Source organism: Jannaschia formosa, from assembly GCF_003340555.1.
Classification (GTDB): domain Bacteria; phylum Pseudomonadota; class Alphaproteobacteria; order Rhodobacterales; family Rhodobacteraceae; genus Jannaschia; species Jannaschia formosa.
The window spans coordinates 1-23,661 of the sequence record NZ_QPLJ01000020.1 but is presented as its reverse complement, the minus strand read 5'-3'; the positions used below and the strand labels follow the sequence as shown (position 1 = coordinate 23,661).

Sequence of the window (23,661 nt, the reverse complement as noted above, 5' to 3'; positions counted from 1 at the left end):
GGGGCGGCCCGCGACCGTCGCCCGGGCGGCGACAATGGACCGACGGTATCTAGGAATAGGGGCAATTTTGTGCCGGAATGTTAATCCTTCTGGGGCTATGTTCCGGGGACGGTCCCTAAGTCGGAGGATACGCCATGCCTGCCTCTCGCCCCGAATCGGCCTCGACCGATCCGCTCGCGCCGCTGCGCGGGCAGCTCGGCGACGATGGCTGGCTGGAAGAGCTGGGCCCGAAGCATCTCGCGATGTTCCGGCCCCGGGGCGACACCCTGCTGGTCGAGTTCGAGGCGCTTGCCCCGCTTCTGCGCCGCAGGTCGGCGGAGCCGTGGTCGGCGGGCATCGCAGGCAAGCGCGGCTGGTCGACCCTGACGCTGATCTCGCGCGGGCGGACCTGGTTCCGGGACGATGCAGTGTTCGACTTCTTCGACGACCTGACCGATGGCGGCTTCTTCGACGGCTACGACAGGGTGATCTTCGCGGGCGCCGGGGTGAAGGGATATGCCGCCGCCGCCTTCTCGGTCGCGGCCCCCGGCGCCACCGTGTTCCTCTGCGCGCCCTTCGCCACGCTCGACCCGGAGGAGACCCCGTGGGAGCATCGGTTCCGAGGCGACCGCTCGCTCGCCTTCGGACCGCGCTACGGCTACGCGCCCGACATGGTCGACGCGGCGGCGCGCGTCTACCTCGTCACCGACCCGACCGAGGCGGCGGACGCGATGCATGCCAGCCTCTTCCGGGGCGACCATGTGGTGCATCTGAAGGCCCGGCACGGCGGCCCGCGCCTCGGTGCGCGGCTGGAGGCGATGGGGATCCTCGACGATCTCGTCGCCGGAGCCGAGGAGGGAAGCCTGACGCCCCTGCGCTTCGCGCGGCTCTGGCGGGCGCGGCATCGCGACGAGGTCTGGCTCTCGAACGTGCTGCGCAAGCTGGACGCGATGCGCAGGCCCTGGCTGCAGGCCGTCTTCGCCGGTACGATGTGGGACCGCACCCGCTCCGCCGCCGCGCGCCGCCGCCTGAACGACGCCCTGGCCCGCCTGAAGGAGGTAGGCGGCAAGCCCCCCGCCGGCCGTCAGCCCTTGCCGGACGAGACCCGCGAGGGGATGCTGCTCGCCGGGGAATGACCGGCGCCCGTTCGGACCCGCGTGGTGCGGCGGCGGGGGCGGGTCTTGTCGCGGATTGCTCAGAACCCTCCGCTGCGTCCTTGTCGGATTTGACCCGGCGCTCCGCCTCCCTTGATCGCTGAAGGGGGCGGCATTGAGTCGAGGAAAATGATGCAGAGATGCTCCACGGGCGACGCTGGCCTTGTTGTCCGGAACGCCTGGAGGCTGAGTTCCCCCTTACCCGGAGCGGCTCAGAGTACAGGTTCTGTGACGGGGATGCCGGGGGTAGTGAAGCGGTTCAGGATGGCGATGCGGCCTTGGAGCTCTGCGGTCTGGCGATGGAAGTCTCGGGCCATGGGCTTCTGGCCGAGCAGCTTCATGCAGTTCATCTTTGTTTCGGCGCGGCTTCGGCGGTGATAGCCGCTCCAGTGTCGCCAGATAGTCCTGCCGAGGCGCTTGATGGCGCGCAGGGCCTCGTTCCTGCCTGCCGCCCCGGGGCTCTCCTTCTTCCAAGGCTTGGCGTTGCGCCTGGGTGGGAGCGAGCCTTGTGCGCCATCGGTTCAAGCACAAAGGCGAGCGCGTCTGCGCCTCGGTTCGCGATGGCGTCGCGGCAGCCGCGAGTGTCGTAGGCGCCGTCGGCTGTGACGGATGCGATTGCTTCGGCCTCGGGGATCTGGGCGAGCAGATCAGGCAACACGGGCGCATCGCCCACGCCGCTGCCGGTGATCTCGACTGCACGGACCTTCAAGGTCGCCTCGTCCATGGCCAGACGGACCTTGCGCCAAACCCGCCTGCGCACGCCGCCATGCGTGCGTGCATGCCATTCGCCCTCTCCGCGAACCTTGATGCCGGTGCTGTCGATGAGCAGGTGCAACGGGCCGCCGCTGCCACGGTAGGGCAATTGCACAGCCAGCGTCCTCTGCCGCCGGCAGAGCGTCGAGAAATCCGGGACCGGCCAGTCGAACCCCGCGAGCTTCAGAAGGCTCGCGACGAAGCCGTTCGCCGGCCGGCTCGGACCGGTGGCGCCGTGCCGGCTCACCTGGCGAAGCGGCAGGCCGAAAAAGGACCTCGATCGCAAGGCAAGCCTGGATCGCGGCGGCGCTGTAGACCGGCTGGCCGCCGCGCTTCCCCGATGGCGCCGCCCGCCAAGGCGTCGAAGGGTCGAACCAGACAGTCAGCGATCCACGCTCACGCAGCGATGCGTTGTAGGCAGACCAGTTCAGGGTGCGGTAGCGGGCCGGGACAGGCTTGGACATGCCAGCCAGCTATGCCGCTGGAATCCCGATGTGAATCCCGGGCAGGCTTCGCGCAACAAGGCCCTGGCCTATAGCCACTTCCTCGTGACCTCGCTGCTGCTTGGCGCGTTGAACCATACGATGGTCGCGGCCATCGCGGGCTATTTCAACCGCGAGACGGCGACGACCGACCAGGTCGAGGCGGTGGCCGCGGCCGTGTCGAACGCGGCGCCGCTGTTCCTGCTGGTCATGATCTTCCAGCGCCAGATCGTGTCGGGCCTTACCGCCGGTGCGGTGAAAGTCTGATCGCCAAGTCACCGCGGTCCGGCAGAAAATGCCGCCGGACCTTTCGCTGGAAACTCCGGCGGCCGCTCTTTCCGGAAAGGATCGGCCCGGAGATTTGGCCGAAATCCCTTCCCTGTCCCCGGCGGGCCGCGTAACCCCCGCTCCATGCGTATTCTCTTTCTCGGCGATGTTATGGGGCGGACGGGCCGGACCGCCGTGGCGGAGCGGTTGCCGGGGCTGCGCGCCGCGTGGCGGCTGGATGCCGTCGTGGTCAACGGCGAGAACGCCTCCTCGGGCCGCGGGCTGAACGCGGCGCAGGCGAAGGATCTCTTCGAGGCCGGGGCCGACGTGATCACGCTGGGCGACCATGCTTTCGATCAGAAGGACATGATGCAGGCCGTCGAGCAGGAGCCGCGCATCCTCCGCCCGATCAACTACGCCAAGGCCGCCCCCGGCCGGGGGGCGCGGATCTACGAGATCGGCGGCAGGCGTCTGCTCGTGGCGCAGGTGCTGGGGCAGGTCTTCATGTCGCGGGTCTATGACGACCCCTTCGCCCCGATCGACGCGCTGCTGAAGGGGCAGGTGCTGGGCCGGACCGTCGACGCGATCCTGATCGACATGCATTGCGAGGCGACCTCCGAGAAGATGGCGATGGGCCATTTCTGTGACGGCCGCGCCTCGGCGGTAGTGGGCACCCATACCCATGTCCCGACGGCGGATGCGACGATCCTCCCGGGGGGAACGGCCTATCAGACCGACGCGGGCATGTGCGGCGACTACGACTCGATCATCGGCATGGAGAAGTCCGAGCCCCTGCGCCGCTTCGTCACCGGCATGACCAAGGCCCGGTTTGAGCCGGCGGGGGGCGAGGCCACGCTCTCGGGTCTCTTCGTCGAAACCGACGACGCCACCGGCCTCGCGCGGTCCGTCGCGCCGGTCCGGGTCGGCGGGCGCCTGGCGCAGGCCTCCCCCGGATGAGACAGGGCCGGGTTCCGCGATGACGTGGATCGACCTGCCGCAACAGGCGGAGGCCTGGATCACGCTGGCGACGCTGGCGGCGATGCTCGTCCTCTTCGTGCGCGAGACCTATCCGACCGAGGTCGTGGCCATGGCCGGGGCCGCGTTCCTGCTGATATCGGGCATCCTGCCCTACGAGGCGGGGGTGGCCGTGCTGTCCAACCCCGCGCCCTGGACCATCGCGGCGATGTTCCTTCTGATGGGCGCGCTGGTGCGGACCGGGGCGCTCGACTGGTTCACGCGCTTCGCCGAGGCGCGCACGAAGACGCGGCCCCGGCTGGGAATCGGCATCCTGCTGGGTTTCGTGCTGCTCGCCTCGGGCTTCGTCGCCAACACGCCGGTCGTCGTCGTGATGATCCCCGTCTTCGTGCAGCTGTCGGTCTCGATGGGGATCGCGCCGTCGAAGCTGCTGATCCCGCTCAGCTACGCCTCGATCCTCGGGGGCATGATCACGCTGATCGGAACCTCGACGAACCTTCTGGTCGACGGGGTGGCCCGGGAACGCGGGCTCGCCCCCTTCACCATCTTCGAGGTCACGCCGCTCGCCATCCCCGTAGCACTGGCGGGCCTCGGCTATCTCTATCTCATCGGGCGCCATTTCCTGCCGGAGCGCAGTTCCATGGCCGCAACCCTCGGCAACCGTCGCGGCGCCAAATTCTTTGCCGAGGCGGTCATTCCGCCCGAGTCCAACCTGATCGGGCGGCAGGCGACCGACGTGAAGCTGTTCCAGCGCGAGGGCGTGCGCCTCATCGACGTGCTGCGCGGGGACGCCTCGCTGCGCCGCAACCTCAAGGAGGTGACGCTTCAGGTGGGCGACCGCGTGGTGCTGCGGACGCCCATGACCGAGCTGCTGACGCTGCAGCGCGACAAGTCGCTCAAGCGGCTCGACCAGGTCGGCGCGGTCGAGACGACCACGGTCGAGGTGCTCATCACCCCCGATGCGAAGCTGGTCGGGCGCCGTCTGGGCGCACTGCGCCTCAGGCGGCGCTACGGCGTCTATCCGCTGGCGCTGCACCGGCGGGACAAGAACATCTCGGGCCAGCTCGACGAGATCTTCCTGCGGGTGGGCGACACGCTGCTGCTGGAAGGATCGGCGGACGACATCTCGCGGCTCGCCGCCGACCAGAACCTGGTCGAGGTCAACCACCCGACCGAGCGCGCCTTCCGGCGCGAGAAGCTCTGGGTGCCCGTCGCCGCCGTCGCAGGGATCGTGGCGTTGTCGGCCTGGGGCGTGGCACCGATCTTCGCGCTGGCCGTGATCGGCGCCGTCGCCGTCCTGCTGACCCGCAGCGTGGACGCGGACGAGGCCTTCGGCTTCGTCGACGGGCGCCTTCTGGCGATGATCTTCGCCATGCTGGCCGTCGGCACCGCGCTGGAGACTTCGGGGGCCGTCAAGATGATCGTCGATGCCGTGGCCCCGCTGCTGACGGGCCTGCCCGGCCCGCTCCTTGTGCTGGCGGTGTTCCTGCTGACTTCGGTCCTGACCGAGGTCGTCTCGAACAACGCCGTCGCGGTGGTCGTGACCCCGATCGCCATCGCGCTGGGCCAGACGCTGGGGGTTGATCCGCGGCCCCTCGTGGTGGCGGTTATGGTCGGGGCCAGCTGTGCCTTTTCGACACCCATCGGTTACCAGACCAACATGCTGGTCTACGGGCCGGGGGGCTACAGGTTTACGGACTTCGCCAAAGTGGGTATCGGCATGAACGTTATCGTCGCGCTCGTCTCGACGGCGCTGATCCCGGTGATCTGGCCGTTGTGAACGTGCCTGCCCACCGGAGGTCTGCCATGCGCCCCGCCCTACTCCTCGCCCTGCCCTTCCTGGGGGTCGCCTGCGTGCCCATGACCGAAGGCCTCGGGACCGAAACCCGAGCCGAGCCCGCGGGCCCGCCGCGCGTGACGGGTGTCGAAGCCTCGCCCAGCCGCGTCGTCATCCGCGTCTCCGACGGCGCGCGCTGCACCGCCGACCGGCCCGAGGGCGTGCCCGGCGGCTGGACCGGCACGACGGCGCCGGATTGCGGCTACGTCATCCCCTTCACCGTCGAGTTCCACCAGGGCGGCAGCCGCTCGCGCTTCATCATCGAGGACCCGACCGGCGTGCCGCTCGGCCCCGATGGCGCCCCCGGTCCCCGGGCCGAGGTCTTCGTCACCGATCTCGACGGTCAGCGGCGCCTGTTCATCGCCCCGCTCGGTCCCAACGTCCGGTTCGAGACGCTGGCCTCGCCGCCGCCCGCCTGACGCCCGCGCGCAGCCTGTTGCCAGGTCCGGCGGGACGGCATATCCCCGGCGGACAGACCTCAACCGGAAGAGGAAATCCCATGCCCACTCGCGTGTTCATCGACGGCGAAGCCGGAACGACCGGCCTTCAGATCCGCGAGCGCCTCAGCGCCCGCAAGGACATCTCGCTGATCTCGCTGGACGACGCGCGCCGCAAGGAGACAGGGGCCCGGCGGGAGGCCTTCGACGAGGCGGATATCGCGATCCTCTGCCTGCCCGACGAGGCCGCGCGCGCGGCGCTGGCGCTCGCCGGCGACACGCGGCTGATCGACGCCTCCACCGCCCACCGCACCGCCGGGGGCTGGGTCTACGGCATGCCCGAACTGCCCGGCCAGCGCGACCGCATCCGCGGGGCCTCGCGCGTCGCCAATGTCGGCTGTTATGCAACCGGCGCGATCTCGCTCATCCGGCCGCTGGTCGATGCGGGCGTGATCCGGCCGGACTATGCCGCGACGCTCACCGGCGTGTCGGGCTATACCGGCGGCGGCAAGTCGCTGATCGCCGAATACGAGGCGGGCGGCGCGCCCGACTACTACCTCTATGCCCTCGGCCAGACCCACAAGCACCTGCCCGAGATCATGCTGCATGGCGGCCTGACGCGGACGCCGCTGTTCCAGCCCGCCGTGGGCAACTTCGCGCAGGGCATGATCGTGCAGCTTCACCTCCATGCCGACCTTCTGCCCGGCGGCATCGCGGGCCATGCCCGGATCGAGGCGGCGCTGCGCGACTTCTATGCCGGCGATCCCTTCGTGCGCGTGCGCGCGCCCGGGGAGCGGATCGACCCGCAGGCGCTCAACGGCACGAACCGGATGGATCTTTCGGTGCAGGGAGACGGCAAGGGCCGCGTCACGGCCGTGGCCGTCCTGGACAACCTCGGCAAGGGCGCCTCGGGGACGGCGGTGCAGAACCTGAACCTGATGATCGGCGCGGACGAGGGCGAAGGTTTGTCGTGACTGCGCCATGACGGCGCCATGTTTCCTTGCGACGGTGACGGCGCCCTACCCTCCTGTTGAAGGCCCGCCCCGATGCGCCTGTTCGTTCTCGCCCTCTCCGCCTGCCTGATCGCCGCGCCCGCGATGGCGCAGAAATTCGTATCCGTGACCGGAGAGAGCACGCGCATGACCATCGGCGCGATCGCCGCGGGACAGACCGAGACCGCCGAGCCGGTGCCCGAAGCCGATGCCGAGACCGAGACCGACGAAGCGGAGGTCGCCGAGGCGGAGGTCGGGACCGAGGCGGAGGAACTCGCCGCGCCGGTCAACAGCTTCATCGACGGCGCGGGCGTCTGCAATCCGGGCCTGGCCTGGAACCAGACGACCGGGCGCTGCGAGACCTTCTGATCCCGCCCGTAAGGTAACGGATCCTTCAGACTTCCGGTGCAAACCGGGCCCGTGCATCCGCCCGAGGCCCCCATGTCCCATCTGCCGTCCTTTCCAGATCAGCCGCGCGCCGGCGGGCTGACCCGCGGCCAGAAGGCGGCCGTGGTCGTCCGCCTGCTCATGATGGGCGGCGCCGATCCGGGCCTTTCCCGACTGCCGCGCGACCAGCAGCGCCGCCTCGTGCGGGAGATGGCGTCGCTGCGGTTCGTCGACCGCCAGACCCTGGCCGAGACGGTGGCCGAATTCTCGGCGGAGCTGGACGGGATCGGGCTGCACTTCCCGCGAGAGGTGGACCGCGTGCTGCAGGCGCTGGACGGGGCGCTGTCGCAGGATGTCGTCGATGCCCTCCTGTCCGAGACGGGGGGCGACCCGGCGCTGGTGGGCGGCGCCGCCTGGACCGCGATCTCGGCGATGGAGGCCACCGCGCTGACCTCCCTGCTTGAAGGAGAGACGGACGAGGTCTGCGCCATTGTCGTCTCGAAGCTGCATCCCGACCGCGCCGCCGCGCTCCTCGCCGCCTTCGCGCCCGACCGGGCGGACGCCATCGCCTCGGCTCTGGCGCGCACCGAAGCGGTCCCCCCCGACGCCGTCGCCCGGATCGGCACCTCGCTCAGCCGGAGCTCGGCCGGCCGTGTGCGCGGCGCCTTCGACGCGAACGCCGTCGTCCGGATCGCGGCCATCCTCAACGTCTCCACCACCCGGCTGCGCCAGAACGTCCTCGCCCGGCTGGAGGAAGGAGACCCCGACTTCGCCGCCCGCGTCCGTGCGGCGATCTTCACCTGGGAAAGCATCCCCGAACGGCTCGACCCGCGCGATCTGCCCAAGGTCCTGCGCGGGATCGAGACGCCGCTGGTGGTCACGGCGCTCGCGGGTCCGGAGGACGAGGTCTCCGCCTTCATGCTCGGCTCCATGTCGGGGCGCATGGCCGGGCAGATGCGCGAGCAGATTGACGAGACGCCGACCCCGGTCCAGGACGCCATCGACGAAGCCCGCGGCAAGATCGTGCAGGAAATCCGACGGCTGGAGGACGAGGGGGACATCAGCCTGATCGCCGCCAAGCGCTAGGAGCGGAGCGCGCCGCAGGGCGGCCTGCGCGAAAGGTCGAGAGGATAGGCGTAGCGTGTCAATCATGGTGGGGTCACGCGGCGAACATCGCGAAGGTTCGCTGCAAGACCGGACGGGACGCATTGCCGGGAGATTCACTCACGACGGGCACCGCCGATAAGATTTCGCTCCGGGCTCGGATCGTGTCGCCGCGGGCCCTGAACTCCACGGCCCGTCCATCCGGGCTCGACCCGCCAATCCGAGGAGGCAACCGAGAAGGTCGCTTCGGGGACCCGGCCGCGTCACGCCCACCGCTGACGGCGGAAGGTCGCGCAGGACGAGCCCGCATTGCGCACGGACCCGCGCGGCGGCCCCGTCGCCAGGCCCCGTTCCGCGAAGACCCCCTATCGCCGCATCCGGACGCCGCACTATTCTCCGGTCATGGTTCTCGAATTCCGCGACAGCGGCATCTACTGCCCCTCGGGCGACTTCTACATCGACCCCTGGCGCCCGGTCGGCCGGGCGCTCATCACCCATGGCCATGCCGACCACGCCCGCCCGGGGCACGGCCGCTACCTCGCGACCGAGGCCGCCGCCCCGGTCATGCGCCATCGCCTCGGCGGGCTCGCCATCGAGACCATCGCCTATGGCGAGACCCGCAGCATCGGCGGCGCGACAGTCAGCTTCCACCCGGCGGGCCATGTCCCCGGCTCGGCCCAGATCCGGGTCGAGCATCGGGGCGAGCTCTGGGTCGTCTCCGGCGACTACAAGACGACCCCCGACAGCCTGTCCGAGCCGTGGGAGCCGGTGCGCTGCCACGCCTTCATCACCGAATGCACCTTCGGCCTGCCGGTCTTCGACTGGCGCCCCGAGGCGGAACTGGCCGCCGGGCTGAACGACTGGTGGCGCGCCTGCGCCGCCGACGGTCGCCACGCCGTCATCGGCGCCTACGCGCTGGGCAAGGCGCAGCGGGTCATGACCATGGTCGACGCCTCGATCGGGCCGATCCTGACCCATGGCGCGGTCGAGAACACGAACGAGGTGCTGCGCGCGCAGGGCATCCCCCTGCCCGCCACGACCCGGGTGACGCCCGAGACGGACCTTAAGGCGCTGACCGGCGCGCTGGTCGTGGCCCCGCCCTCGGCGCTGGCCGGTCCCTGGCTCCGGCGCTTCGGGGCCGTCTCGACGGGCATCGCCTCGGGCTGGATGGCGCTGCGCGGGGTGCGGCGCAGGCGGGCGGCCGACCGGGGCTTCGTCATCTCGGACCATGCCGACTGGAAGGGGCTCGACGCCGCCATTCGCGAGACCGGCGCGACCCGTGTCTTCGCCACCCATGGCTACACCGCGACTTTCCGCCAATGGCTGGAGGAGCAGGGCTACGAGGCCGCCATCGTCGAGACCGAATACGAGGGCGAGTCACTCGACGCGCCCGAGCCGGAGGAGCTGCCCGCGTGACCGATAGCCTGACTTTCCGCGACCGGCTTCTGGCGGCGAGCGCCCGCTATGCAATGCGCCCCTTCCTGTCGCTGCCGCTGCCGTGGCGCTTTCACCGCCGGGGCGTCGAGCTGGTGGCCCCGCTCAGCCCCGTCGGCCCCTGCACCGAGCACTGGGAGGAGGTGGCGGGCGTGCCGACCCTGTTCTTCACGCCCGACAGGATGCGGGGCACGTTGCTCTGGCTGCATGGCGGCGGCTTCGTGCTCGGCTCGCCGCTCAGCTATCGCCGCCTCGCCCATCGTCTGGCGCAGGCGTCGGGCCTGCGCCTCGCGCTGCCGCGCTACCGGCTTGCGCCCGAACACCCGTTTCCCGCCGCCCTCGACGACGCGCTGGCCGTCGCCGCGACGCTGGAGGGGCAGGGCGACTGGTGGCTGGGCGGCGACAGCGCGGGCGGCAACCTCGCCCTGGGTGTCCTGTCGGAGACCCTCGCGAAGGGGCACGGGCCGGAGAAGGTGGTCCTCGTCTCGCCCGCGGCAGACCTCGACCCCGGCCGCGTGGTGCCCGACGGCATCGACGAGATGCTGCTGTCGGAGCGCCTGCTGCGCCGTGCGGTCGCCGACTATGTCGGCGGGTCCGATCCGGCCGACCCGCGCATCTCGCCCCTGCGGGCGGCCTATCCCGACCCGCCTCCGGTGCTGATCCAATGCGCGCGAGGGGAGTTCCTCGAAGCCGACGCCGACGCGCTGGCGGCCCATCTGGCCGAGGCCGGCGCCGAGGTTCGGGTCGAAAAGGCCGGGGGCCTGCCCCATGACTACCAGATCTTCGCCGGGATCAGCCCTGCCGCCGACCGGGCGGTCGACCGGATGGCCGCCTTCCTGACCGACGCATGAACCGCTTCGCCGCCCTCTTCACCGCGCTGGACCAGACGACGAAGACCGGCGCCAAGACCGCGGCGCTGGCCGCGTATTTCCGCGACGCGCCGGAGGACGACCGGCTCTGGACGATCGCGCTGCTCTCGGGGCGGCGGCCGAAGCGCACGGTGACGGCGACGCGGCTGGCGGAATGGGCGGCGGCGAAGGCGGGCCTGCCCGACTGGCTGTTCCGCGCCAGCTACGACGTGGTGGGCGATCTTGCCGAGACGATCCATCTCGTCCTGCCGCCCCCGCGCGAGGCGAGCGACCGCAGCCTGTCGGACTGGATCGGCGACATCCGCGCCCTCTCCCGCGCCGAGGAGAGCGAGAAGCGCGCCTTCGTTGAAAGCGCCTGGGACCGGCTGGCGGGAACGGAGCGCTTCGTCTTCAACAAGCTCATCACCGGCGGCTTCCGCGTCGGGGTCAGCCAGAAGCTGATGACCCGCGCGCTGGCGGAGGCGACCGAGATCCCCGAGGCGGAACTGGCGCATCGCCTCATGGGCGACTGGACGCCCGAGACGACCAGCTATGCCGTGTTGATCGAGGCCCCGGACCCGGAGGCCTCGCTCAGCCGGCCCTACCCGTTCTGCCTGGCCTACGGCGTCGAGGGCGGGCCGGAGACGCTGGGACCGGCCGAGGACTGGCTGGCCGAATGGAAGTGGGACGGCATCCGGGGACAGCTGATCCTGCGGGGCGGTCAGCACCACCTCTGGTCGCGCGGCGAGGAGCTGATGACCCACCGCTTCCCGGAACTGGCCCGCGCCATGGACTTCCTGCCCGAGGGTACGGTGATCGACGGCGAGGTCCTCGCCTGGGATGCCGCGACCGCGCGCCCGATGTCCTTCGCCGCGCTGCAGAAGCGGATCGGGCGCAAGACCGTCCCGAAGACCCTGCTGCGCGAGGCGCCCGCGATCCTCTACGCCTATGACCTGCTGGAGCAGGATGGCGCTGACCTGCGCACCCTGCCCCTGGTCGAGCGGCGCGCACGGTTGCAGGCGATGCTGGCCGGGCTGCCGCCAGAGGCGCCGATCCTGCTCTCTCCGCTGGTCGATCACTCGGACTGGGAGGAACTGGCGACGCTGCGTGCGGGCGCGCGAGACATGGGCGCCGAGGGGCTGATGCTGAAGCGCAAGACCTCGCCCTACCATGTCGGCCGGAAGAAGGGCGACTGGTACAAGTGGAAGCTCGACCCGCTGACCATCGACGCGGTGATGGTCTATGCCCAGGCCGGGCACGGGCGGCGCGCGAACCTCTATACCGACTTCACCTTTGCCGTGGCGAAGGGCAACGAGCTGGTGCCCTTCACCAAGGCCTATAGCGGCCTGACGGATGCGGAGTTCCGCAAGATCACCGCCTGGGTCCGCCGCAACACGCTGGCCCGCTTCGGCCCGGTCCGGCAGGTCCCGCCCGAGCAGGTCTTCGAGATCGGCTTCGAGGGCATCCAGGAAAGCACGCGGCACAAGTCGGGCGTCGCCCTGCGCTTTCCCCGCATGCTGCGCTGGCGCCACGACAAGAGGGCGGACGAGATCGACACGCACGAGCACCTGCTGGAGATGCTCGCGCAGTACGGCTGAGCCGGACCTGCCCCCGGACGGGTGCCGTCATCGGCGGCGAAGGTGGTCGAAATCAACCACAGAATGTGTTACGGTGGCAGCCCATCGAGGAGGAGAGACCATGATCGACAGACATGTCGCCTTGCACCAGGCCAACGCCCTGCACGACGTGATGGGCCAGCGGGCCGAAGCCGCCGCGGCCGCCCGCGCCCTGCGGGAACGGGAGGCGGGCCATCCTCAGGAAGCCGAGAACTGGGAGCAGATCCGCAGCGTCTTGCGGGAGCGGCGGGCGCCCCACCAAGGCTGACCCAACCGGCGGTCAGCCCACCGCGCGCAGGGGCTGGCCGCCGCGGGCCCGCCAGGCGCGGCAGGCGTCGCCGAAGGCCGCGAACAGAGGCCGGGACACCGGGTCCTCGGCCGCGTTCGCCTCGGGATGCCATTGCACCGCCATGGCGAAGCCGGGCGCGCCCTCGATCGAGATCGCCTCGGGCGTGTCGTCCTCAGCCCAGCCGTCGATCCGCACGCGCGGGCCGGCGACCTTGATCCCCTGCCCGTGCAGCGTGTTCGTGCGCACCCGCTCCGCTCCGAAGACGGTCGCATATTGCGAGCCGGGGGCGAGGATCACGTCGTGGCGCAGGGCGAACTTTTCTTCCAGCGTGCCATCAGGCGGCATGCGGTGGTTCATGCGCCCCGGCAGCTCCCGGATCTCGGGGTGCAGGGTCGAGCCGAAGGCGACCGCCACCTCCTGAAAGCCGCGGCAGATGCCGAGGATTGGCTGCCCCCGCTCTACCGCGGCCCGGATCAGCGGCAGGGCCACGCGGTCGCGGTTGCGATCGAAGGCGCCATGGGCGTCGGTCGGGTCCTCGCCGTATTCCTCGGGGTGCACGTTCGGACGGCCGCCGGTGAACAGGAAGCCGTCGAAGGTGTCGAGCAATTCCGGGATGGTCACGACGGCAGGATCGGCCGGGAACGTCAGGGGAAGCGCACCGGAAACCTGCGACACCGCATCCGTGTTCATCGTCCCGTTCACGTGCGCGGGGTACTGGTCGTTGATCAGGAAGGCATTCGAGATGATGCCGACGAGAGGTCTGGTCATGAACCTGACATACAGCGTCAAGGCGCGCGACGAAAGCTCAAGGGAAGCAGAGCCTCCCCTGCATGCGCGCACGGTATGGCCATTGGGCGGACGAGGGCCCCGCCTGCCGCGATGTTGCGCGGAAGGCGGATGGTGGTGGGCGCGCGGGACGCCGCGCCTCGTTCCGCGGCGCGTGCCGGGCCGCGGCCGGTCGTCAGCCCTCGGCGGTAAGCCCGGCGGCCTCGACTCCGGCCGTGCCCGCCTTCAGGTCGTTGTCGGAACTGTCGCCGGTCACGCCCACCGCGCCGATCACCGCGCCACCGCCGTCGCGCACGAGGATGCCGCCCGGCACCGGCACGACGCGGCCGCCGAAGGCGCCATTCACCGCGGCCATGAAATAAGCCTGCTGCTCGGCCCGCGCCATCTGCGCGGCCCCGCCCATGCCCAGCATGACGGCACCATAGGCCTTCCCTTCCGCGATGGCGAAGCGGCCGGGCGACGCGCCGTCCTCGCGCTCGAATGCCTTAGGGTGGCCGCCCGCGTCCAGCACGATGACCGAGAGGGGCTTCAGCCCCATCTCGCGCCCCTTCTCCAAGGCGACGCGGACAATGGTGCGGGCTTGGTCGATGGTGATGCCGGTCATTGGACCCTCCGTATTGGCAGGCAGGAAAGGGCGGCCCCGGACCGCCATTAGCATTGACTTGAAAGAGATCTGACGGGTAGCTGACCTAAGGACAACTCAACTCCGAGGAAGTGCGCCATGAGACCGACCCTTACCGTTCTGGCCGCGTCCGCCCTCGCGCTGACCGCGGCCACTTCGTCCATGGCTTCGTCGCTCATCATCGACTTCGAAGGGGTAGCGCTTGAGAACGTCAGCAATCTGTCGCCCTTGAACGTCGACGGGTTCACGTTTTCCACGACCGATGCCGAGTCAGCGGTGTTCGGGGCTGGCTCCGGCGTCCTCTTTCCCCCGCAGGAGACCACCTTCCTCGCCTTCGCCGAGTCGAACACGATCACGCTGACGTCTGGCGGCATCTTCGACCTCGTCTCTCTCATCGCCGGGCCGACCTCCCTCGCGGCCGGGTCCACCGTCGACTTCACCGTCTCCTCGACCTTCGCGAACAGCACGACATCCTTCCAGACCTTCGAGGAACTGGGTGAGGCCACCCTCCTGTCGCTGAACCTGACCGGTTTGACCTCCGTCGCGTTCACCACGACCGACGATGCGGCAATCGATGAACTCGTCATCGGCGCGATCCCGACCCCGGGCCCTGCGATCCTGCTCGGATCCGCGCTGCTCGGGGCGTTCGGGTTGCGCCGTCTCGCGCGCCGGGCAAGTTAAGTCCGGCCGAGGCCGCAGGGTTCATCCCGCGGCCTTCCGCTCCTGCCGCCGGCGGTGCAGCACCGGTTCGGTATAGCCAGAAGGCTGCACGCGGCCCTCGAACACGAGATCCTGCGCAGCCTTGTAGGCGACCCCGTCATAGCCGGGCGCCATCGGCCGGTAGCCCGGCGTCTCGGCGTTCTGCGCGTCGACCTTGGCGGCCATCTTGCGCATCCCCTCCTCGACCTGCTCGCGCGAGACGACCCCGTGATGCAGCCAGTTGGCCAGCGCCTGCGACGAGATCCGGCAGGTCGCCCGGTCCTCCATCAGGCCCACGTCCTCGATGTCGGGCACCTTGGAGCAGCCGATCCCTGCGTCGATCCAGCGGACGACATAGCCGAGGATGCCCTGCGCGTTGTTCTCGATCTCGGCGGCGACCTCGGCATCCGAGAGGTTGCGCCCCTCCATCACCGGGATCGTCAGCAGGTCGTCGAGCGAGGCGCGCGGGCCGCCCTGCGCGAGCTCTTCCTGCCGGGCCAGCACGTCGACCTCGTGGTAATGCGTAGCATGCAGCGTGGCGGCGGTGGGGCTGGGCACCCACGCGCAGTTGGCGCCGGACTTGGGGTGCCCGATCTTCTGCTCCAGCATCGCTTCCATCATGTCGGGCATGGCCCACATGCCCTTGCCGATCTGCGCCTTGCCGCGCAGGCCGCAGGCGAGGCCGATATCGACGTTGCGGTCCTCGTAGGCCTCGATCCAGGGGGTCGACTTCATCTCGCCCTTGGGCAGCATCGGCCCCGCTTCCATCGAGCTGTGGATCTCGTCACCGGTGCGGTCGAGGAAGCCGGTGTTGATGAAGGCCACCCGCGATCTGGCGGCACGGATGCATTCCGCCAGGTTTGCCGAGGTCCGCCGCTCCTCGTCCATGATGCCCAGCTTGACGGTGTTCGCGGGCAGACCGAGGAAGCCCTCGACCCGCGTGAAGATCTCGTCGGCGAAGGCGACCTCGGCGGGGCCGTGCATCTTGGGCTTCACGACATAGACCGACCCTTCGACGGAGTTGCGGCGCCCTTCCGTCTTCTTCAGGTCATGCATGGCGATCAGCGTGGTGACCGCCGCGTCCATCAGCCCCTCGGGGATCTCGGCGTCGTCCTGCATCAGGATGGCGGGGTTGGTCATCAGGTGGCCGACGTTGCGGACCAGCATCAGCGCCCGACCCTTGACGGTGACGACCTCGCCGGAGGGTGCGTTGAACTCCATGTCCGGGTTCAGCGCGCGGGTGAAGGTGGTGCCGCCCTTGGTGACCTCTTCAATCAGGTCGCCCTTCATCAGGCCCAGCCAGTTGGCATAGGCGCCGATCTTGTCCTCGGCATCGACGCAGGCGACCGAATCCTCGCAATCCATGATTGCCGAGACCGCCGATTCGAGGTGCAGCGCGTCCAGCCCCATCGGATCGTCGCGCCCGATCGCGCCCTCATGCGCGATGACGAGCACGATGCCGAGCCCGTTGTTGCGCAGCAGGACGCGCAGCGTGCCGTCGGTCTGGACCCAGCCCCGGTAGGCGCCGGGCTCGGCCAGCGCGACGGTGTCGGCGCCGGTGCGGATCACGGGCCGCCCGTCCTCGATCCGCAGATCGGTGACGTCGGACCAGAGCCCGACCTCCAGCGGCACGGCCCGGTCGAGGAAGCGCTTGCCCCAGGCGATGACCCGCGCGCCGCGCTCGGCGTCGTAGCCTTTACCCTCAGGCAGGTCGCCCAGCGCGTCGGTGCCATAGAGCGCATCGTAGAGATTGCCCCAGCGCGCGTTCGCCGCGTTCAGCGCGTAGCGCGCATTGGTGATCGGCACGACGAGCTGCGGACCGGGAATGTCGGCGATCTCGGGGTCGACATTCGCGGTCTCGATCCGGAACGGCGCGCCCTCGGGGACGAGATAGCCGATCTCGGTCAGGAACGCCTTGTAGCCCGCCGCGTCGTGCGGCTGGCCCGCGCGGGTGCGGTGCCAGTCGTCGAGCTTCGCCTGCATCTCCGCGCGCTCGGCCAGGAGGGCGGCGTTCTTCGGGGCGAGATCGGCGACCATCGCGGCGAACCCGTCCCAGAAGCTCTGCGGATCGACGCCGGTGCCCGGAAGGGCGGCGTCGTCGATGAAGCGTGCCAGCGCGCTGTCGACCTTCAGGCCGGACTTGTCGATGCGGGTCATGGGGCCTCCTGATGCGTCTTCCCGCCGCAGTTAGCGCGGAAGTTTCCTATCGGCAACAGGATTGGTCAGTTTTCCTGACCGGTTTCGGCGGCAGGCATCGGAGCAATAGCGCACCTCTTCCCAGACCTTCTCCCACTTCTTCCGCCAGGCGAAGGGGCGTCCGCAGGCGGCGCAGGTCTTCTCGGGCAGCTCGGCCTTGCGGCGCATCTTCGGCATGTGTCGTTCCCCCGCCAACCGATCGAGAGATAGGGACGCGACCGGGGAAGGCGAGCCGTGCCGCGCTTCCGGGTGGCAGCGGCGGTCCGTCTCCCCTACCTCTGGCGCAAAGGAGATCCCGATGCGCGACGCGACCCCTGCCCCGGCCGACGAGGCCGTCTTCCTCAAGGACTACACCCCGGTTCCCGTGACCGTGACCCATGTCGACCTGCATTTCCGTCTGGACCCCCGCGCGACCGAGGTCTCGGCGCGGCTGACCTGCAAGCGCCAGGGCCCCGGCGAGTTCGTGCTGGACGGCGAGCATCTGGAGATGGTCTCGCTCGGCATCGACGGCGAAGCGCTGGGCGCGAACCGCTACACGCTGACGGACCGGACGCTGACGATCCACGACGCCCCCGATGCGTTCCTGCTGGAGACGGTCGCCCGCATCTCGCCCGAGACGAACAAGGCGCTCGAAGGGCTCTACATGTCGAACGGCATGTACTGCACCCAGTGCGAGGCCGAGGGCTTCCGCCGCATCACCTGGATGCTCGACCGGCCCGACGTGATGGCCACCTACGACGTCGAGATCGAGGCCGAGCTGCCCGTCCTGCTGTCGAACGGGAACGAGGCAGGCGACGGCGCGGGCAAGGGCGTCGCCCGCTGGCATGACCCCTGGCCGAAGCCGACCTATCTCTTCGCGCTGGTCGCGGGGAACCTCGTCGCCACCTCCGACCGCTTCACCACGATGGAGGGGAAGGACGTCGCGCTCAACATCTGGGTGCGGCCCGGGGACGAGGGGCGCACGGGCTATGCGATGGATGCGCTGAAGCGGTCGATGGCCTGGGACGAGAAGGTCTATGGCCGCGCCTACGACCTGTCGGTCTTCAACATCGTCGCCGTCGACGACTTCAACATGGGCGCGATGGAGAACAAGGGGCTGAACGTCTTCAACTCCAAGTATGTCCTGGCGTCGCCCGAGACGGCGACCGACACCGACTACGCCCTGATCGAGGGCATCGTCGCACACGAGTATTTCCACAACTGGACCGGCAACCGGATCACCTGCCGCGACTGGTTCCAGCTCTGTCTGAAGGAGGGGCTGACGGTCTTCCGCGACCAGCAGTTCAGCGCCGACATGCGATCGGAGGCGGTGCAGCGGATCGGCGACGTGCTGCAACTCCGCGCGCGCCAGTTCCGCGAGGATGCGGGGCCGCTCGCCCACCCGGTCCGGCCCGAGAGCTTCGTGGAGATCAACAATTTCTACACCGCGACCGTCTACGAGAAGGGCGCCGAGGTGATCGGCATGCTGCGCCGGCTGGTCGGGCCCGAGGGCTATGCCGCAGGCTGCGACCTCTATTTCAAGCGGCATGACGGGCAGGCCTGCACCATCGAGGACTGGCTCGCCTGCTTCGAGGAAGCGACCGGCCGCGACCTGTCGCAATTCGCGCTCTGGTACTCGCAGGCGGGCACGCCTCGGCTCGCGGTCGAGGAGAGCTACGAGGATGGCATCTTCCGCGCGACCTTGCGGCAGACCGTGCCGGACACGCCCGGGCAGACGGACAAGGCGCCCATGGTCATCCCGGTCGCCTGGGGCCTGCTGGACGCCGAGGGGACGGAACTGCGCCCGACGGAGATGTTCGAACTGGCCGGGGCCGAGGGGGTGATCGAGGCCGAAGTGCCGTCGCGCCCCGTCCTTTCGGTGCTGCGCGGCTTCTCGGCCCCGGTGATCCTGGAGCACGAGCAGTCCGACGCCGACCGGCTGGTCCTTCTCGCCTCCGACACCGACCCGTTCAACCGCTGGGAGGCCGGGCGCACGCTGGCCAAGCGCCGCCTCGTTGCGATGATCGTCGAGGGGTCGGAGCCGGATGCGCCGTGGCTCGACGCGATGGCGACGCTCGCCCGCGACGAGTCCGCCGACCCCGCCTTCCGCGCGCTGGCACTGGCCCTGCCGTCCGAGGACGACCTCGCGCAGACGCTGCATGCGGGCGGGGTCGTCCCCGACCCCGACGCGATCCACGCCGCGCGCGAGGCGGCCGCCGCGGCCGTCGCCCGGACGCTGGCCGACGACCTGCCCGCCCTGCGCCGCGCGATGCGCGTGAGCGGGCCCTACGATCCGAACGCCGAGGATGCGGGCAAGCGGGCGCTCGACGGGGCTCTGCTGAGGATGCAGACCCGGCTCGACGGAGGCGAGGCCGCCCGCGGGGCCTATCGCGCCGCCGACAACATGACCGACCGCATGGCCGCCTTCGCCTGCCTGCTGGAAGCGGGCGATCCCGAGGTGGCCGCCGCCTTCGAGGAGGACTGGAAGCACGACCGTCTCGTGATGGACAAGTGGTTCGCGGCGCAGGTCATGCATGCCGCCCCCGACCGCGCCGTTGGCATCGCCACCGGCCTCACGCGGCGCCCGGATTTCGACGCGGCCAATCCGAACCGCGTGCGCTCCGTGATCGGCGCGTTGACGGCCGGCAACCCCGCCGGCTTCCACGCGCGCGACGGGTCCGGCTATCGCTTCCTCGCGGACTGGCTGCTGAAGATCGACGCGATGAACCCGCAGACGGCAGCGCGGATGTCGACGGCCTTCGACACCTGGCGCCGCTACGATGCCGACCGGCAGGAACTGGTCGCCGCGCAGCTCGCCCGGATCGCCGAAGAACGCATCAGCCGCGACCTCGCCGAGATGATCGGCCGCATGCGCGCCGCCTGACGGGGGCGCCGGGGGCGGCGCCGGCGTGCTACCTCGCCGGCCGAGCCCCGCGGGCGGAACGGGTGGGGGCCAGCGGCGGGTTCGGTTCCGGGGGTGATTGCGCGCTCCACCGAGGGCCTGCGACTTGTGACTGCGGCCCAGCCGAACCCGGAGATCGGCCAACGCCTCGCGCTGGCGGAGGGAGCCGAGAGGCGGCACATGACCGGGATCTGCCACCGCCTCGGCGTCCGGAACCGGGCCGAGGCGGTGGCGCGGCCGGGACCGCCGGGGCGAAGGGCAGCTCGAGACCAGCCCCGGCGGTGCGGCCTCAGACGATGCCCCCACCGGCCACTTGGGAGACGGGCCGCGTCCGCGCGACCGCCGCGCGGTAGCCCGAGGCGCGGAAGGCGGCCACCGGGTCGAGCGCGCCGCCCGCGCGGCGCCGCGCCTCGGCCAGGATCGGCTCGACATCGGTGCGGAAGGCGGCCTTCAGCGCCTGGCTGGCGGCGAGCGCGTCGTTCCCCGCCTGCGCCGCGGCCAGCCGGTCCTCGTCCACGATCAGCGCCTGCGCATAGGCCCGCCGCGCCTCGGCCCCCGAGACGATCAGCGACTCGATCGGGTCCGTCACGTTGTGGCTCTGGTCAAGCATGTGGGCCAGGTCGGCGCCCCGCCGCTCGGCCGCGAGCACCTCGCGCATGACGAGGAACAGGCGGAACGGGTCGATGGCTCCGGTGTCCAGATCGTCGTCGCCATATTTCGAGTCGTTGAAGTGGAAGCCGCCCAGCTTCCCCGCCCCTGCCAGCCGCGCGACCACCATCTCGACATTCACCGTCGGCGCGTGGTGGCCGAGGTCGACGAGGCACTCCGCCTTCTCGCCCAGCTCCTTCGCGATCATGAGCGAGGTGCCCCAGTCCTGCACGACGGTCGAATAGAAGGCGGGCTCGTAGATCTTGTGCTCGGTGAACATCCGCCAGCCATCGGGCAGAGCGGCATGGATGGCGTGCGCGGCGTCGAGATAGCGGTCGAGCTGCGCCGTCAGGTCCTGCTGGCCGGGGAAGTTGGTGCCGTCGCCGACCCAGACCGTCAGGGCGCGCGAGCCGATGGCCCGCCCGATCTCGATGCAGCGCAAGTTGTGGGCGACGGCCTGCTCGCGCACCTCCCGGCTGACATGGCTGAGCGATCCGTGCTTGTAGCTGAGCGCCTGCCCCGGCTGGTCCTGAAAGGTGTTGGAGTTCACCGCGTCGAAGCCCAACCCCAACGCCTCGCCCTTCTGGCGCAGGGCCTCTGGGTCGTCGCCGTCCCAGGGGAAGTGCAGCGAGACCCGGGGAGAGGCGCGGCCGAGCCGGTCGATGACGGCGCAGTCGTCGAGCTTGTCCATCACGTCCGCGGGCTCGCCGGGGCCGGGGAAGCGGGCGAAGCGGGTGCCGCCGGTGCCGGTGCCCCAGGACGGGACGGCGACGGTGAAGCCCGAGACACGGGCGATCAGATCCTCGGCATCGACGCCCCGCCGGGCCAGCCGCGCGGCCAGCGCGTCGAGATCGGCGTCGTGGTCGGCGGCGCGGTCGGCATTCGTCGCTTCGATGGCGCCCGGAAGGAGGTCGAGCGCGCTCATCGCGTGAAGGCCTCCTTGTTGCCGGCATCCACGTTCAGGATGTTGCCCGTCGACTTGGAGGAGGCGTCGGAGACGAGGAAATAGGCCGCCTCGGCGATGTCCTCGGGCAGCACCTCCCGCTTGAGCAGGCTGCGCTCGCGGTAGTGCTCCGCCAGCCCCGCCGCGTCCTTGCCATAGGCGTCCGCCCGTTCCTTCAGCCAGTCGCCCTGCCAGATCCGGCTGCCCTTCAGCACCGCGTCGGGGTTCACGACGTTGACGCGAATGCCCTTCGCCGCGCCTTCCAGCGCGAGGCAGCGGGCGAGGTGGATCTCGGCCGCCTTCGCGGTGCAGTAGGCCGAGGCGTTGGGGCTGGCCGCGAGCCCGTTCTTCGAGGCGACGAAGACCATGGCGCCTCCGATCCCCTGCGCGCCCATCAGCCGAAACGCCTCCCGCGAGACGAGGAAATAGCCCGTGGCCAGGATCGACATGTTGCGGTCCCAAAGCTCCAGCGAGGTCTCCTCGATCGGCGCCGAGGAGGCGATGCCGGCGTTCGAAACCAGGATGTCGAGCCCCCCGTATTCCAGCGCCGCCGCCCGCAGCCCGCCGGCCACGGCCCCCTCGTCGGTCACGTCCATGCGCACCGTGCGCACCACGTCGGCCGAGAAGGCGCCGGAAAGCTCTGCCCCGACCCGCTCCAGCGCTTCGTCCGAGATGTCGGCCAGCACCACGCAGGCGCCTTCGCGCAGGTAGCGCTCGGCGGTCGCGCGCCCGATCCCGCCGGCGCCGCCGGTGACCAGCGCGACCCGGCCCGCGAGCGCCTTGGGGCGCGGCATCCGTTGCAGCTTCGCCTCCTCGAGCAGCCAGTACTCGATGTCGAAGGCCTCCTGCTCGGGCAGGCCGCGATAGGTGCTGACCGCCTCGGCGCCGCGCATGACGTTGATGGCGTTGACGTAGCTCGCTCTTCGGCCACCTGACCCGGACCGGCGACCACGGGATGGACGACCTGCCTGCCCATCCGGTGCTGAAGCGATGGTGGCCCCATATGGCCCCGCTGATGGAGGTGAACGACGACCTGAGTCCCGTTGCGGTTCCGCTGCGCCGCGTGTTCCACCTGCCCTGATGGCCACCGCGGTCATCGACATCGGCAAGACGAACGCCAAGGTCGTGCTGCTCGACAGCGAGGGGCGCGCGCTGGAGGAGCGCCGACGCCCGAACGCCGTCCTGCCCGGCCCGCTCTACCCGCATTTCGACGCCGACGGCATGTGGCGCTTCGTGCTGGACGCCCTGCGCGCTTTCGCGCCACGGGTCGAAGTGATAGTCCCCGTCATCCACGGCGCCTGCGACGCGCTGGTAGCCGGGGACGGCACGCTCGCCCTGCCCGTGCTCGACTACGAGCACGACGCGCCGGACATGCGCGAGGGCTATGACCCGCCCCCCTTCGAGGAGACAGGCTCGCCGCCCCTGCCGGGCGGCCTAGCTGTTCAGTCCCGGCATCTGGTGGATCAGATTTAGGATGAATCGATCCGGCTCCGACGTCCAGATTCTGCAGATGTATTCGTAGGGTGTGAGGTCTCCGAGCGTCTTCAAGCGACGCGCGAAGTTGTATGCGGCCATGAAGTCAGCAAGCTGGGTGCGGAGCTGGTCGTGGCTGTCGTAGTGGAAGCGCCTCTCGTGAGCTACTCCCCGAAAACCGGACAGTGACGGAAGCTACGATCTGACGTCTGCTGGTCTTCAACGACGATGAGATCAGAACATGTCGAGACGCAGGAACCACGACGCGGGCTTCAAGGCGCGCGTGGCGCTGGAGGCCGTGAAGGGCGAGCGCACGGTGTCGGAACTGGCCGCCGCATACGGCGTGCACCCCACGATGATCCACCAGTGGAAGAAGGCCCTGCTTGAGGGGGCGTCGGACATCTTCGAACGCGGTGGGAAGAAGACGGCCGCAGTCGACGAGGAGGCGATGCGGGCCCTGCATGCGAAGATCGGGGAGCTGGCCGTGGCCAACGATTTTTTGTCACGAAAGCTCAAGCCCTGGACCGGCAAGTGAGGCGCGGGATGATCGAGACGAACCACCCGAGCCTGTCGGTCGGAGCCCAGTGCCGTCTGCTGTCGATCTCGCGGTCATCGTTCTCCTACGCGCCGCAGGGCGAGAGCGTCATGAACCTCGGCCTGATGCGGCTGATCGACAAGCAGTTCCTCGACACCCCGTTCTACGGGGTCCGACAGATGACATGGCATCTCCGGAACGAAGGCCATGCCGTGAACCAGAAGCGCGTCCGGCGGCTGATGCGCCTCATGCGCTTGATGCCGATCTACCAGAAGCCGAACACCAGCAAGCCCGTGAAGGGGCACAAGTCCTATCCCTACCTGC

General features: G+C 69.9%; 21 protein-coding genes and 5 pseudogenes. 18 read left to right on the top strand and 8 right to left on the bottom strand.

Annotated elements, in window-relative coordinates:
* Nucleotides 1–134 precede the first annotated feature (134 nt).
* Nucleotides 135–1,115, top strand: a complete 981-nt coding sequence (locus DR046_RS17040; protein ID WP_115383583.1) for a phosphoadenosine phosphosulfate reductase — start codon at nucleotides 135–137, stop codon at nucleotides 1,113–1,115.
* A 230-nt stretch (nucleotides 1,116–1,345) separates the two neighbouring features.
* Here DR046_RS17040 and DR046_RS17035 read toward each other — a convergent pair.
* Nucleotides 1,346–2,350 (bottom strand): annotated as a pseudogene (locus tag DR046_RS17035) (IS5 family transposase).
* A 63-nt stretch (nucleotides 2,351–2,413) separates the two neighbouring features.
* On the opposite strand from DR046_RS17035, the pseudogene DR046_RS17030 reads away from it, so the two are divergent.
* The 11 genes and pseudogenes from DR046_RS17030 to DR046_RS16980 all read left to right on the top strand — a co-directional run.
* Nucleotides 2,414–2,635, top strand: a pseudogene (locus DR046_RS17030) (carbohydrate ABC transporter permease); the annotation flags it as partial.
* 144 nt (nucleotides 2,636–2,779) lie between these two features.
* The gene (locus DR046_RS17025) at nucleotides 2,780–3,592 is read left to right on the top strand and encodes a TIGR00282 family metallophosphoesterase (RefSeq protein WP_115383582.1); all 813 of its coding nucleotides are present in this window, start codon (nucleotides 2,780–2,782) and stop codon (nucleotides 3,590–3,592) included.
* Nucleotides 3,593–3,611: 19 nt separating this feature from the next.
* The gene (locus DR046_RS17020; protein ID WP_115383581.1) at nucleotides 3,612–5,390 is read left to right on the top strand and encodes an SLC13 family permease; all 1,779 of its coding nucleotides are present in this window, start codon (nucleotides 3,612–3,614) and stop codon (nucleotides 5,388–5,390) included.
* A 26-nt stretch (nucleotides 5,391–5,416) separates the two neighbouring features.
* Nucleotides 5,417–5,866 (top strand): hypothetical protein, encoded by a 450-nt coding sequence (locus DR046_RS17015; RefSeq protein ID WP_115383580.1) that lies wholly within the window; start codon nucleotides 5,417–5,419, stop codon nucleotides 5,864–5,866.
* An 80-nt stretch (nucleotides 5,867–5,946) separates the two neighbouring features.
* The gene (argC, locus tag DR046_RS17010) at nucleotides 5,947–6,858 is read left to right on the top strand and encodes an N-acetyl-gamma-glutamyl-phosphate reductase (protein ID WP_115383579.1); all 912 of its coding nucleotides are present in this window, start codon (nucleotides 5,947–5,949) and stop codon (nucleotides 6,856–6,858) included.
* A gap of 72 nt (nucleotides 6,859–6,930) precedes the next feature.
* Nucleotides 6,931–7,245, top strand: a complete 315-nt coding sequence (locus DR046_RS17005; protein WP_167767152.1) for a hypothetical protein — start codon at nucleotides 6,931–6,933, stop codon at nucleotides 7,243–7,245.
* A 72-nt stretch (nucleotides 7,246–7,317) separates the two neighbouring features.
* Nucleotides 7,318–8,349 carry a FliG C-terminal domain-containing protein gene (locus tag DR046_RS17000; protein WP_115383577.1) on the top strand — a complete coding sequence of 344 codons (1,032 nt, stop codon included), beginning with the start codon at nucleotides 7,318–7,320 and terminating at the stop codon, nucleotides 8,347–8,349.
* 420 nt (nucleotides 8,350–8,769) lie between these two features.
* The gene (locus tag DR046_RS16995; RefSeq protein ID WP_115383628.1) at nucleotides 8,770–9,783 is read left to right on the top strand and encodes a ligase-associated DNA damage response exonuclease; all 1,014 of its coding nucleotides are present in this window, start codon (nucleotides 8,770–8,772) and stop codon (nucleotides 9,781–9,783) included.
* The gene (locus tag DR046_RS16990) at nucleotides 9,780–10,652 is read left to right on the top strand and encodes an alpha/beta hydrolase fold domain-containing protein (RefSeq protein ID WP_167767151.1); all 873 of its coding nucleotides are present in this window, start codon (nucleotides 9,780–9,782) and stop codon (nucleotides 10,650–10,652) included. The genes DR046_RS16995 and DR046_RS16990 overlap by 4 nt, the downstream gene beginning before the upstream one ends.
* Nucleotides 10,649–12,247, top strand: coding sequence for an ATP-dependent DNA ligase (locus DR046_RS16985; RefSeq protein WP_115383575.1), 1,599 nt, complete (start codon nucleotides 10,649–10,651; stop codon nucleotides 12,245–12,247). The genes DR046_RS16990 and DR046_RS16985 overlap by 4 nt, the downstream gene beginning before the upstream one ends.
* A gap of 100 nt (nucleotides 12,248–12,347) precedes the next feature.
* Nucleotides 12,348–12,533 (top strand): hypothetical protein, encoded by a 186-nt coding sequence (locus DR046_RS16980; protein ID WP_115383574.1) that lies wholly within the window; start codon nucleotides 12,348–12,350, stop codon nucleotides 12,531–12,533.
* A gap of 12 nt (nucleotides 12,534–12,545) precedes the next feature.
* Here DR046_RS16980 and DR046_RS16975 read toward each other — a convergent pair whose 3' ends face one another.
* Nucleotides 12,546–13,322 (bottom strand): gamma-glutamyl-gamma-aminobutyrate hydrolase family protein, encoded by a 777-nt coding sequence (locus DR046_RS16975; RefSeq protein ID WP_115383627.1) that lies wholly within the window; start codon nucleotides 13,320–13,322, stop codon nucleotides 12,546–12,548.
* A gap of 193 nt (nucleotides 13,323–13,515) precedes the next feature.
* The gene (locus DR046_RS16970) at nucleotides 13,516–13,944 is read right to left on the bottom strand and encodes a GlcG/HbpS family heme-binding protein (protein WP_115383573.1); all 429 of its coding nucleotides are present in this window, start codon (nucleotides 13,942–13,944) and stop codon (nucleotides 13,516–13,518) included.
* Nucleotides 13,945–14,124: 180 nt separating this feature from the next.
* Here DR046_RS16970 and DR046_RS16965 point away from each other — a divergent pair, with 180 nt between their 5' ends.
* Nucleotides 14,125–14,643 (top strand): hypothetical protein, encoded by a 519-nt coding sequence (locus tag DR046_RS16965; protein ID WP_135227323.1) that lies wholly within the window; start codon nucleotides 14,125–14,127, stop codon nucleotides 14,641–14,643.
* A gap of 21 nt (nucleotides 14,644–14,664) precedes the next feature.
* On the opposite strand, the gene DR046_RS16960 is transcribed toward DR046_RS16965, so the two are convergent.
* Nucleotides 14,665–16,818: a malate synthase G gene (locus DR046_RS16960; RefSeq protein WP_115383571.1), complete on the bottom strand. Its 2,154-nt coding sequence runs from the start codon at nucleotides 16,816–16,818 to the stop codon at nucleotides 14,665–14,667.
* A gap of 30 nt (nucleotides 16,819–16,848) precedes the next feature.
* Nucleotides 16,849–17,034 (bottom strand): DUF2256 domain-containing protein, encoded by a 186-nt coding sequence (locus DR046_RS16955; RefSeq protein ID WP_209313608.1) that lies wholly within the window; start codon nucleotides 17,032–17,034, stop codon nucleotides 16,849–16,851.
* A 121-nt stretch (nucleotides 17,035–17,155) separates the two neighbouring features.
* On the opposite strand from DR046_RS16955, the gene pepN reads away from it, so the two are divergent.
* On the top strand, nucleotides 17,156–19,720 hold the full coding sequence (gene pepN, locus DR046_RS16950) for an aminopeptidase N (RefSeq protein ID WP_115383570.1): 2,565 nt from the start codon (nucleotides 17,156–17,158) through the stop codon (nucleotides 19,718–19,720).
* Between the two features lie 307 nt (nucleotides 19,721–20,027).
* On the opposite strand, the gene rhaI is transcribed toward pepN, so the two are convergent.
* Both rhaI and DR046_RS16940 read right to left on the bottom strand, forming a co-directional pair.
* Nucleotides 20,028–21,311 (bottom strand): L-rhamnose catabolism isomerase, encoded by a 1,284-nt coding sequence (rhaI, locus tag DR046_RS16945; RefSeq protein WP_115383569.1) that lies wholly within the window; start codon nucleotides 21,309–21,311, stop codon nucleotides 20,028–20,030.
* Nucleotides 21,308–22,243, bottom strand: a pseudogene (locus tag DR046_RS16940) (SDR family oxidoreductase); the annotation flags it as partial. The pseudogene DR046_RS16940 and the gene rhaI, both read right to left, overlap by 4 nt.
* 14 nt (nucleotides 22,244–22,257) lie before the next feature.
* Here DR046_RS16940 and DR046_RS16935 point away from each other — a divergent pair.
* A pseudogene (locus DR046_RS16935) lies at nucleotides 22,258–22,410 on the top strand (L-rhamnose mutarotase); the annotation flags it as partial.
* On the top strand, nucleotides 22,410–22,802 hold the full coding sequence (locus DR046_RS16930) for an acetate and sugar kinases/Hsc70/actin family protein (RefSeq protein WP_115383568.1): 393 nt from the start codon (nucleotides 22,410–22,412) through the stop codon (nucleotides 22,800–22,802). The pseudogene DR046_RS16935 and the gene DR046_RS16930, both read left to right, overlap by 1 nt.
* Here DR046_RS16930 and DR046_RS16925 read toward each other — a convergent pair.
* A pseudogene (locus tag DR046_RS16925) lies at nucleotides 22,764–22,958 on the bottom strand (IS481 family transposase); the annotation flags it as partial. The gene DR046_RS16930 and the pseudogene DR046_RS16925 overlap by 39 nt on opposite strands.
* An 85-nt stretch (nucleotides 22,959–23,043) precedes the next feature.
* On the opposite strand from DR046_RS16925, the gene DR046_RS16920 reads away from it, so the two are divergent.
* Together DR046_RS16920 and DR046_RS16915 are read left to right on the top strand one after the other, a co-directional pair.
* Complete coding sequence (locus tag DR046_RS16920) at nucleotides 23,044–23,337, top strand: transposase (protein WP_115383567.1); 294 nt, start codon at nucleotides 23,044–23,046, stop codon at nucleotides 23,335–23,337.
* Nucleotides 23,338–23,345: 8 nt separating this feature from the next.
* Nucleotides 23,346–23,661 (top strand): IS3 family transposase (locus DR046_RS16915; protein ID WP_135227322.1); only part of this gene is annotated, 316 nt, incomplete at its 3' end.

Excerpts from the sequence above, each read along its gene's own strand:
- DR046_RS16930 (WP_115383568.1), top strand. The coding sequence starts at position 22,410 with ATGGCCACCGCGGTCATCGACATCGGCAAGACGAACGCCAAGGTCGTG.
- DR046_RS17000 (WP_115383577.1), top strand. The coding sequence starts at position 7,318 with ATGTCCCATCTGCCGTCCTTTCCAGATCAGCCGCGCGCCGGCGGGCTG.
- pepN (WP_115383570.1), top strand. The coding sequence starts at position 17,156 with ATGCGCGACGCGACCCCTGCCCCGGCCGACGAGGCCGTCTTCCTCAAG.
- rhaI (WP_115383569.1), bottom strand. The coding sequence starts at position 21,311 with ATGAGCGCGCTCGACCTCCTTCCGGGCGCCATCGAAGCGACGAATGCC.
- DR046_RS17040 (WP_115383583.1), top strand. The coding sequence starts at position 135 with ATGCCTGCCTCTCGCCCCGAATCGGCCTCGACCGATCCGCTCGCGCCG.
- DR046_RS16995 (WP_115383628.1), top strand. The coding sequence starts at position 8,770 with ATGGTTCTCGAATTCCGCGACAGCGGCATCTACTGCCCCTCGGGCGAC.
- DR046_RS17025 (WP_115383582.1), top strand. The coding sequence starts at position 2,780 with ATGCGTATTCTCTTTCTCGGCGATGTTATGGGGCGGACGGGCCGGACC.
- DR046_RS16960 (WP_115383571.1), bottom strand. The coding sequence starts at position 16,818 with ATGACCCGCATCGACAAGTCCGGCCTGAAGGTCGACAGCGCGCTGGCA.
- DR046_RS16955 (WP_209313608.1), bottom strand. The coding sequence starts at position 17,034 with ATGCCGAAGATGCGCCGCAAGGCCGAGCTGCCCGAGAAGACCTGCGCC.
- DR046_RS17020 (WP_115383581.1), top strand. The coding sequence starts at position 3,612 with ATGACGTGGATCGACCTGCCGCAACAGGCGGAGGCCTGGATCACGCTG.
- DR046_RS16970 (WP_115383573.1), bottom strand. The coding sequence starts at position 13,944 with ATGACCGGCATCACCATCGACCAAGCCCGCACCATTGTCCGCGTCGCC.
- DR046_RS16985 (WP_115383575.1), top strand. The coding sequence starts at position 10,649 with ATGAACCGCTTCGCCGCCCTCTTCACCGCGCTGGACCAGACGACGAAG.
- DR046_RS16975 (WP_115383627.1), bottom strand. The coding sequence starts at position 13,322 with ATGACCAGACCTCTCGTCGGCATCATCTCGAATGCCTTCCTGATCAAC.
- DR046_RS16920 (WP_115383567.1), top strand. The coding sequence starts at position 23,044 with ATGTCGAGACGCAGGAACCACGACGCGGGCTTCAAGGCGCGCGTGGCG.
- DR046_RS17015 (WP_115383580.1), top strand. The coding sequence starts at position 5,417 with ATGCGCCCCGCCCTACTCCTCGCCCTGCCCTTCCTGGGGGTCGCCTGC.
- argC (WP_115383579.1), top strand. The coding sequence starts at position 5,947 with ATGCCCACTCGCGTGTTCATCGACGGCGAAGCCGGAACGACCGGCCTT.
- DR046_RS16980 (WP_115383574.1), top strand. The coding sequence starts at position 12,348 with ATGATCGACAGACATGTCGCCTTGCACCAGGCCAACGCCCTGCACGAC.
- DR046_RS17005 (WP_167767152.1), top strand. The coding sequence starts at position 6,931 with ATGCGCCTGTTCGTTCTCGCCCTCTCCGCCTGCCTGATCGCCGCGCCC.
- DR046_RS16965 (WP_135227323.1), top strand. The coding sequence starts at position 14,125 with ATGGCTTCGTCGCTCATCATCGACTTCGAAGGGGTAGCGCTTGAGAAC.